This window comes from Tianweitania sp., assembly GCF_032053605.1.
Lineage (GTDB): Bacteria > Pseudomonadota > Alphaproteobacteria > Rhizobiales > Rhizobiaceae > Tianweitania.
The window spans coordinates 39,373-48,038 of sequence record NZ_DAMBUH010000020.1 but is presented as its reverse complement, the minus strand read 5'-3'; the positions used below and the strand labels follow the sequence as shown (position 1 = coordinate 48,038).

Genomic DNA, 8,666 nt, shown 5'->3' with positions numbered 1-8,666 from the left:
GGGGCGGCGCGACAGGGCTGGTCCTAAGGCAACGAAGTGGCCGCGCGCCAGATCGCGGAACTGCTCGGCCTGCCTGCGGTCCATGCCGAGGAGATCGGCGGCGCGGGCCATGTCGATATCGAGAAAGGTGCGGCCCATCAGGAAGTTCGAGGCTTCCGCCGCGACGTTCTTGGCGAGCTTGGCCAGCCGCTGCGTGGCGATCACGCCGGCCAGACCGCGCTTGCGACCGCGGCACATCAGGTTGGTCATGGCGCCGAGCGACAGCTTGCGCGCTTCGTCCGAAACCTCGCCCGCAACGGCCGGTGCAAACAGCTGCGCCTCGTCCACCACGACAAGCACGGGATACCAATGATCGCGCTCGGCATCGAACATGCCGCCGAGAAAGGCCGCCGCGGCCCGCATCTGCTGCTCGACATCGAGGCCTTCAAGGTTGAGCACCACGGATACGCGATGTTCGCGCACACGACCGGCAATGCGCGTCAGTTCGGCTTCGGTGCGCGCGGCGTCGACGACCTGATGGCCGAATCGGTCCGCCAGCGTCACGAAGTCGCCTTCGGGATCGATGATGCATTGCTGCACCCAGGGTGCGCTTTGTTCCAGCAAACGGCGCAGCAGATGCGACTTGCCGGAGCCGGAATTGCCCTGCACCAGCAGGCGCGTCGCCAGCAATTCCTCAAGATCCAGCTCGGCGGCGGCACCGCGAGCCGCAGCGCCCATATCGATGTTGACCTTCATCCAGCGCCCCTTCTGAGGCAGTCCCTTAGCATCCAGCGCCGGGGAAGGCGAAAGATCGCTGCGGGATTCCCACAGGCACGATGGCGCAGTCGGCTCAGCGCTTCTGTTGCGCGCGCCACTCGGCAAACAGCGTGAGGTTGGTCTCGTCGGTGGCGGGATAAAGGCCGGTGATCGTGTGACCCTGTTTGACGCGTTCCACCACGAAGTCCTCGTAAGCCGTCATTTCCACCGCTTCATCGGCAATCTCGTCGGCGATAGCAGCGGGAATGACGATCACGCTGTCGTCGTCGCCCACGAGAACATCGCCTGGAAACACGGCAACATCGCCGCAGCCGATCGGACCGTTCAGCTCGATGGCTTCATGCAGCGTCAGGTTGGTCGGGCTTGACGGGCGGTTATGATAGGCGGGGATATCGAGTTCGCCAATCACCATCGAGTCGCGAAAGCCGCCGTCGGTCACTACGCCCGCGCCGCCGCGCATCATCAGCCGGGTGATCAGGATGTCGCCGGCACTTGCCGCGCGCGGGTCTTTGCGGCTGTCCATGACGAGCACGCAGCCCTCCGGACAGGTCTCGATCGCCACACGCTGCGGGTGTTTCGGGTCGCGAAACACGCTCATCGGGTTACGGTCTTCGCGGGCTGGAATGTAGCGCAGGGTGAAAGCGGGCCCGACCATGTTGCGGCCTTTGGCGCGCACTGGCCGCACGTCCTGGATGGTCTGGTTACGCAAACCGCGTTTGTAGAGCGCCGAGCACAAGGTCGCCACCGACACGCCCATCAGCTTCTCGCGTGTCCCTTCGTTCATCGTGGTCATGTCAGATCCCTAGTTGATCACCGGCTCGCCCACCGGACGGCCGAATTCGCTGCGCAGAAAATCGAAGTCGCAACCCTTGTCGGCCTGTTCGATATGTTTGGAGAACATGAAGCCGTAGCCGCGCTCATAATGAGGCTGCGGCGCAACCCAGGCGGCGCGGCGCGCTTCCAGTTCCGCTTCGTCCACCTTCATGTCCAACCGCCTGTTGGGAACATCCAGTTCCACCAGATCGCCCGTGCGCAGCAAAGCGAGCGGCCCGCCGACATAGGCTTCCGGCGCGACATGCAGCACGCAGGCGCCGAAGGATGTGCCGGACATGCGCGCATCCGATAAGCGCACCATGTCGCGCAGACCGAGCTTCATGAGCGCTTTCGGCATCGGGATCATGCCCCATTCCGGCATGCCCGGTCCACCCTGCGGGCCGGCATTGCGGAGCACCAGCACGGAGTCCGGCGTCATCGGATAATCGGGATCGTCGATGATCTTCTTAAGCTCAGCATAGCTGTCGGCAACCAGCGCCGGGCCGACATGCCTATGGAACTTCGGATCGCAGGCTGCGGGCTTGATCACCGCGCCATCCGGGCAAAGATTGCCCTTCAATACCGCCAGCGATCCTTCTCGGTAAACCGGGTTCGACAACGGCCGGATGACGTCCTCGTTGTAGATCTTCACTTGGTCCAGCCCGTCCGTCAGCGGCTTGCCGGTGACGGTGATGGCGGAAGGATCGAGCTTGTCGCCGAGCTGCTTCATCAGCGCGCGCAAACCACCCGCATAATAGAAGTCCTCCATCAGATAGGTGGTGCCGGACGGCCGGATGTTGGCGATCACCGGCGTGGTACGGCCGACACGATCGAGATCGTCCAGCTCGAGCGGAATCCCGGCACGCCGCGCCATGGCGATAAGATGGATGATCGCGTTGGTGGAACAGCCCGTTGCCATAGCGACCGTGACGGCATTGGTGACGGATGTCGGCGTGATGATCTTGTCCGGCGTCAGGTCTTCCCACACCATATCAACGATGCGCCGGCCGCATTGCGTCGACATGCGCTGGTGTCCGGCGTCAGCGGCAGGGATCGAGGACGCGCCCGGCAGGGTCAGGCCCATCGCTTCGGCAATCGCCGTCATGGTGGAAGCCGTGCCCATCGTCATGCAATGTCCGTAGGACCTGGCAATGCCGCCTTCGATGCCGGTCCATTCTTCCTTCGTGATGGTGCCGGCGCGCCGCTCATCCCAATATTTGAAGCCGTCGGTGCCCGAACCCAGATACTTGCCGGCATAATTGCCGCGCAGCATGGGACCTGCCGGCAAGAAGATGAAGGGGATGTTCATCGAGGTGGCGCCCATGACGAGGCCCGGCGTAGTCTTGTCGCAACCTCCCATCAGCACCGCGCCGTCGATCGGATGCGAGCGCAGCAGCTCCTCCGCCTCCATTGCCAGCATGTTGCGATAAAGCATGGTGGTCGGCTTCACGAAGTTTTCCGACAAGGACAGCGCCGGCAGTTCCATCGGGAAACCGCCGCTCTGCAGGATGCCGCGCTTCACCCATTCCACGCGGTCCTTGAAGTGCATGTGGCAGGGCTGTGCGTCCGACCAGGTGTTGAGGATGGCAATGATCGGCCGTCCTTCCCAATCTGCGGGATCATAGCCCATCTGCATGGTGCGGGAGCGATGGCCGAACGAACGCTGATCGTCCGGCACCATCCAGCGGGCCGAACGTAGCTCGGCATAGGTCTTGCGCTTAGACATGATGAAAAGTCCTCCCGTTTGATGCCGGGTCGTTGGATGCGGAAGCCTTCGGATAAGTCGGCGTAAGACCGCTCACTCCTTCATGCCCCATTTCTGGATTGTATGGCGCTCCAGCGTCTGAAACACGAGATTTTCGACGATGAGCCCGATGACGATCACGGTCAGAAGACCGGCGAACACGGCGGGAATGTCGAGCAGGTTGCGATTTTCGAAAATGAACCAGCCAAGCCCACCTTGGCCCGAAGACACGCCGAACACCAGCTCCGCCGCAATCAGCGTACGCCAGGCAAAAGCCCAGCCGATCTTGAGGCCGGTCAGGATCGACGGGAAAGCGGCCGGCACGAGGATGCGGGTGACATAGGCAAAGCCGGTCAGCCCGTAATTCGCCCCCACCATGCGCAAGGTGCGCGACACACCGAGAAAGCCGGCATGGGTATTGAGCGCAACCGCCCAAAGCACGGAATGAACCAGCACGAAAACCAGGCTCGACGCGCCAAGCCCGAACCAGATCAGCGCCAGCGGCAGAAGCGAGATGGCCGGCAGCGGGTTGAACATTGCCGTCATGGTTTCAAGGAAATCCGTGCCGATGCGCGTGTTGATCGCAAGCACGGTAAGGAGGGCGGCCAGCAGTGTACCGACGGCATAGCCCATCAGCAGAATCTTCAGCGTCGTCCCGATGCGCGCCGGCAAAGTGCCATCGGCGAAGCGGTCGACCAGCGTTGTCAGCGTGTCCGACAGTGTGGGGAACAGCAGCGGGTTGTCGAGATAGCTGGCATAAATCTGCCAGATTGCGGCGAGCACCAGGATCAGCAGCGTCTTGCGGACGGCGCTGATGCCCCAGATGAGTTCGACAGGCCCGAGCTTCTGTTCCACGGCTGCCATGTGGGCGCCGGGCGTACCGGCAATGGCACCGGCGTCGGCAAGGAGGATCTGCGGTTTCGCCATGGCGCTTACTCCCTGTGGCCGGGTTCGGGGAAAAGGAGGTCGTGGATTTCGCGCTCCAGCGCACCGGCGCTGCCGTCTTCCACATTGGCTTGATCGACATCCACCACCTCGGCCTTCACGCGGCCCGGATGCGGCGAAAGAAGCAGGATGCGGTTGGAGATCTTGATCGCTTCGGCGATCGAGTGGGTGACGAAGATCACGGTGAACTTCGTGTCTTCCCAAAGCTGCAGCAACTCGTCCTGCATCTGCCGGCGCGTCAGCGCATCGAGCGCGGCGAACGGTTCGTCCATCAACAGGATGTCGGGCTGCATCGCCATGCCGCGCGCGATCGCCACGCGCTGCTTCATGCCGCCGGAGAGCGTATGCGGATAACTGTCGACGGCCCGCGTCAGCTTGACCTTGTCGATATAAGAGCGGGCAAGCTCTTCGGCTTCCTTGGCCGGCAGCTTGCGCGCGACGGTAAGCGGAAACATGACGTTTTCCAGCACCGTTTTCCAGGGCATCAGCTGGTCGAATTCCTGGAACACCATCATCCGGTCGGGTCCGGGCTTGGTGACCTGCCGGCCGTTGATGTGGATCTCGCCGGCCACCGGCTTCATGTAGCCGCCCACCGCCTTCAACAGCGTCGACTTTCCGCAACCGGACGGCCCGAGCAGTACGAAGCGGTCGGACTGGCGCACCTCGAAGCTGACATTCTCGGTGGCGGTGATCAGCAGGTTCGGCGTCTTGTAGCGCAGCGTGACATTGCGCACGCTCAGCAGCGGCGGCGAATTGGTGCCGGCAACAGGCACAGCGCCAGCCGGAGACTCTACGGCTTGAAGCATGGGTTCGACCTCTCGGAACTCATTCACTGAAAGAAAGCGGGCCGGCAAGAGATGCCGGCACCGATCGAAGGCTTGAAAGCCCTGGCGTTCAGTTGCCGTTGAGGTCGGCCGACTCCGGCAGGTAATAATCGGTCCAGGCCGATGGCATGGTCTTCAGCGTGCCGATCTTGTGGAGATGGGTTGCAAACGCCATCGTGCCCTGCGGGTCGGTGCGGAACTCGTCCATCATGTGCGGCTCCTTCATCATGGCCATCAGGTCCTCGATGGAGGTCTTGTCGCCCGACACCGACTTGTAGGCTTCCAGCGCGGTCTTCGGATCGGCCTTGATCATCTCGATCGCTTCCTTTGTGGCTTCGCGAACCGCCTTGATGATCACCGGGTTCTTTTCGGCAAAGTCGGTGGTCGTGAAGAAGGTCGCCTGCGTCAGCGACGAGCCGAGGATTTCGCGCGAGTCCGTAACCTTATGCACGCCCTGCTGCTTCAGCTCGGTGTACTGGAAGGGCGGGGCGGAGAAGTGGTTCTTCACCTCGTGATTGGCATTGGCGATAGCCGCCACCGCATCCGGATGGCCGAGCTGGACGGTGTTGGGGTCGAACTTCTTGACCTGATCGTCGCCATACTTCTTTGCCGCTGCGATCTGCAGCAGGATCGCTTGCGTGGACACGCCGACCGTCGGCACCGCGATCTTGTCCTGAGGACCGATATCGTCCAGCGTTTTGATGCGCGGATCGTTGGACACCATGATCACCGGCTGGGCCGAGCTCGTGATGATGCCCTTCACCTTGCCGCGGGTGCGGTCCCACAGCAGCAAGAGGTTGCCGGTGCCCGTGTTGACGATATCGACGCCGCCGGCCAGCAGCGCGTCGGTCTGGGCGCCACCGCCCGAAAAGGTGCGCCATTCCACCGTGACGTCTTTGACCCCGTCTTCCGCAGCGTGCTTCTCGATCAGCTTCTGCGTCTCCATCAGGTGGCTGGCGAGATAAAGAATGCCGGGCTGGCGCGTGATGGAGATGTCGGTCTTTTCTTGAGCCCTGGCGCTCGTTGCACCACCCACAATCAGGGCAAGCGCGGCCAAGCCGCTGAACAGCGTTTTCATGGATGATCCTCCCGTTAACGGCGATGGACGCCGTCCTGCCTCCCTGCAGGTTCGCTAAAGATACACTAAAACATCAGTGCATCAACCCCGCATCCTCTGCTAGGATGACGGCGACGCAGGAGATTCTGGAAACGATGCGGAAATCGACGATCAGCCTCGACCGCTCCCGGCAGGTGGCGGTGCAGGTGCACGAGATCCTGAAGGAGCGGATCCTGTCGGTGATCCTCACGCCGGGAACGGTGCTGTCGCGGTTGTCGCTACAGGAAGAATTCGGCGTCAGCCAGACGCCGGTTCGCGATGCGCTTTTGCGTTTGCAGGAAGAAGGCCTGGTCGACATCTTCCCGCAACATGCGACGCTAGTGTCACGTATCGATGTCGCCCATGCCCGGCAGGCGCAGTTCCTGCGCTTGTCCATTGAGCTGGAAATGGCCCGCCGCGTAGCTTCGGAAACGCCGGATGAAACCGCCGACGCCTTGGCCGAGATTCTCCGACAACAGGAACACGTCGCCAATCCCGCGACCTATGACCGGTTCGACGCGCTCGACCGCGATTTCCACCGCGTTCTGTATGATCAAAGCGGCAATGCCGGTCTGTGGCGGGTGATGCGGGCGCAGTCCACCCATCTCGACCGCCTGCGCCGCCTCAACCTTCCCATGCCCGGCAAGATGCAGGCCGTGCTCAGCGATCACCGCGCCATCGTGGATGCCATCCGCGGCCGCAACGCCGGCGGCGCGGCCGAAAAGGCGATGCGCCAACACCTGTCTGGCACTCTGGCGATTGTGGATGCCATCACCGCCAAACATCCTGAATTCATCATCGATGAGGATGGTTTCGTGCCGGACGCCGTGGTTTTGGCAGGATGATGCGTGTTTTGCCCAGTTTCGCGCCAATCCGCTCAATTTGAAGCAGTCTGCTTACGTGTTCATTTAAGATGGCGTGGTTGATGGGGGTTGGAGTGTGCCTATGAACTCGACCCACGAAGACGCGAGATTAAACGCGCTATACCAGCTGAACCTGCTGGATACGCCGCCCAACGAAGCGTTCGATCGCATCACGCGCATGGCGGCGCAGCTGTTCAACCTGCCGATCTCGGCGGTGTCGCTGACCGATCGCGACCGGCAATGGTTCAAGTCCAGAGTCGGCGTGGATCATACGTCCATTCCACGCCACAAGGCACCCTGTGGCGCGGTGGCAGACGACAACGCATTCCTCGTCATTCCCGACCTGCTCGACAATCCCTGTTACGCCACCAGCGTTCTGGCTGGCTCCGGCGTGCGGTTTTATGCCGGCGCGCCGCTCACCACGCGAGATGGCTTTTCGCTCGGCGCTTTGTGCGTGCTGGGCATGGAGCCGAGAACGATCACGCAGGCCGAGCAAGGAGCCTTGAGCGACCTGGCGCAGATCGTGATGTCGCAGATCGAACTGCAGCACGCTTTCGGCCGCATCGATCCGGTCAGCGGACTTCCAAGCCGCACGCAGTTCCTCGATGATGTGGCCGATCTCGCGCGCGATCATCCCGGCGAAGAGCGCCTGGCCGTGCTGGTGGATCTCGCCCGCAACCACGAAGTCGATAGCGGCATGCGGGTGATGGGCCCGACCTATATCGACGACATGGTTCGTGAAGGCGCGCGTTTGCTGCGCGGCGCTTTGTCCGCGAAGCAGACGGCCTATCATGTCGCCGGCACGCAATTCGCTTTTCTGGCGCCGGAAGGCGTGGACAAGGCCCGCTTCGTCAGGCAGCTGCGCCCCGCCGTCCAGCGGCTTGAAGAGCAACTGAGCAGCCGCTTCGTGATGACGGCCGCCGTTGGCGTCGCACCCTTCATCCTCGGAACCAATACCGCAGCCGATGTTCTGCGCTCCGCTTACGGCGCCGCCCAGGATGCCCGACTGGCCGGCCGCTCCGTGACTGTGTATTCGACCTCCAAGGACGCTGTTTATCAGCGCCGCTTCGCGCTGCTGAACGATTTCGGCCGCGCGCTGGAACAGCCGGATGAGCTGCGGCTCGTGTTTCAGCCGCGCGTGGAAATCTCCACCGGCAAGTGCATCGGTGGCGAAGCCCTATTGCGCTGGACTCATCCTGAGCTGGGCGAGGTTCTGCCCGGCGAGTTCATCGAGATCATCGAACAAACCGCTTTGGCTCGACCAACCACCGCACTTGTCTTCGACAAGGCCGTCAGGCAGCTGCGCACATGGAATGCCGCTGGCCTCGATTGCCAGATCTCGATCAATGTGTCGGCCGTGAACCTGCGTGAGAGTGATTTCGTTGATCGAGCAGAGACTGTTTTGCGCCAGCATAACGTCGCCCCTCATGCGCTGGAAATGGAGATCACCGAAAGCGCCGTGATGACCGACGAAGTTCTGGCCTTCGACACCCTGGAGCGCCTCAGCGGAGCCGGCATCGCCTTGGCGATTGATGATTTCGGAACAGGCTACAGCAGCCTGTCTTACCTTCAGCGGCTGCCGGCCAAGGTCCTGAAGATCGACCGCTCCTTCATCAGCGGCTTGT

8 protein-coding genes are annotated in these 8,666 nt (G+C 62.3%); 2 read left to right on the top strand and 6 right to left on the bottom strand.

Annotated features, from left to right (window positions below):
* The 6 genes from RTX98_RS07340 to RTX98_RS07315 form a co-directional block, all read right to left on the bottom strand.
* On the bottom strand, window positions 1-735 hold a 735-nt coding region (locus RTX98_RS07340), incomplete at its 3' end, for an ATP-binding protein (RefSeq protein ID WP_312795657.1).
* A 94-nt stretch (window positions 736-829) separates the two neighbouring features.
* Window positions 830-1,540: a ribonuclease activity regulator RraA gene (locus RTX98_RS07335; RefSeq protein WP_312795662.1), complete on the bottom strand. Its 711-nt coding sequence runs from the start codon at window positions 1,538-1,540 to the stop codon at window positions 830-832.
* Between the two features lie 18 nt (window positions 1,541-1,558).
* Window positions 1,559-3,295: an L-arabinonate dehydratase gene (gene araD, locus RTX98_RS07330; protein WP_312795656.1), complete on the bottom strand. Its 1,737-nt coding sequence runs from the start codon at window positions 3,293-3,295 to the stop codon at window positions 1,559-1,561.
* A gap of 72 nt (window positions 3,296-3,367) precedes the next feature.
* Window positions 3,368-4,240, bottom strand: a complete 873-nt coding sequence (locus tag RTX98_RS07325) for an ABC transporter permease (RefSeq protein WP_312795655.1) — start codon at window positions 4,238-4,240, stop codon at window positions 3,368-3,370.
* 5 nt (window positions 4,241-4,245) lie between these two features.
* On the bottom strand, window positions 4,246-5,064 hold the full coding sequence (locus RTX98_RS07320) for an ABC transporter ATP-binding protein (RefSeq protein ID WP_312795654.1): 819 nt from the start codon (window positions 5,062-5,064) through the stop codon (window positions 4,246-4,248).
* 88 nt (window positions 5,065-5,152) lie between these two features.
* On the bottom strand, window positions 5,153-6,160 hold the full coding sequence (locus RTX98_RS07315) for an ABC transporter substrate-binding protein (protein ID WP_312795652.1): 1,008 nt from the start codon (window positions 6,158-6,160) through the stop codon (window positions 5,153-5,155).
* Window positions 6,161-6,294: 134 nt separating this feature from the next.
* On the opposite strand from RTX98_RS07315, the gene RTX98_RS07310 reads away from it, so the two are divergent.
* On the top strand, window positions 6,295-7,023 hold the full coding sequence (locus RTX98_RS07310; protein ID WP_312795650.1) for a GntR family transcriptional regulator: 729 nt from the start codon (window positions 6,295-6,297) through the stop codon (window positions 7,021-7,023).
* 100 nt (window positions 7,024-7,123) lie between these two features.
* A partial coding sequence (locus tag RTX98_RS07305) for an EAL domain-containing protein (protein WP_312795648.1) occupies window positions 7,124-8,666 on the top strand: 1,543 nt, incomplete at its 3' end.

What these genes read in the sequence shown, in the direction of transcription:
- RTX98_RS07335 (WP_312795662.1), bottom strand. Translation starts at nt 1,540, where the DNA reads ATGAACGAAGGGACACGCGAGAAGCTGATGGGCGTGTCGGTGGCGACC.
- araD (WP_312795656.1), bottom strand. Translation starts at nt 3,295, where the DNA reads ATGTCTAAGCGCAAGACCTATGCCGAGCTACGTTCGGCCCGCTGGATG.
- RTX98_RS07325 (WP_312795655.1), bottom strand. Translation starts at nt 4,240, where the DNA reads ATGGCGAAACCGCAGATCCTCCTTGCCGACGCCGGTGCCATTGCCGGT.
- RTX98_RS07320 (WP_312795654.1), bottom strand. Translation starts at nt 5,064, where the DNA reads ATGCTTCAAGCCGTAGAGTCTCCGGCTGGCGCTGTGCCTGTTGCCGGC.
- RTX98_RS07315 (WP_312795652.1), bottom strand. Translation starts at nt 6,160, where the DNA reads ATGAAAACGCTGTTCAGCGGCTTGGCCGCGCTTGCCCTGATTGTGGGT.
- RTX98_RS07310 (WP_312795650.1), top strand. Translation starts at nt 6,295, where the DNA reads ATGCGGAAATCGACGATCAGCCTCGACCGCTCCCGGCAGGTGGCGGTG.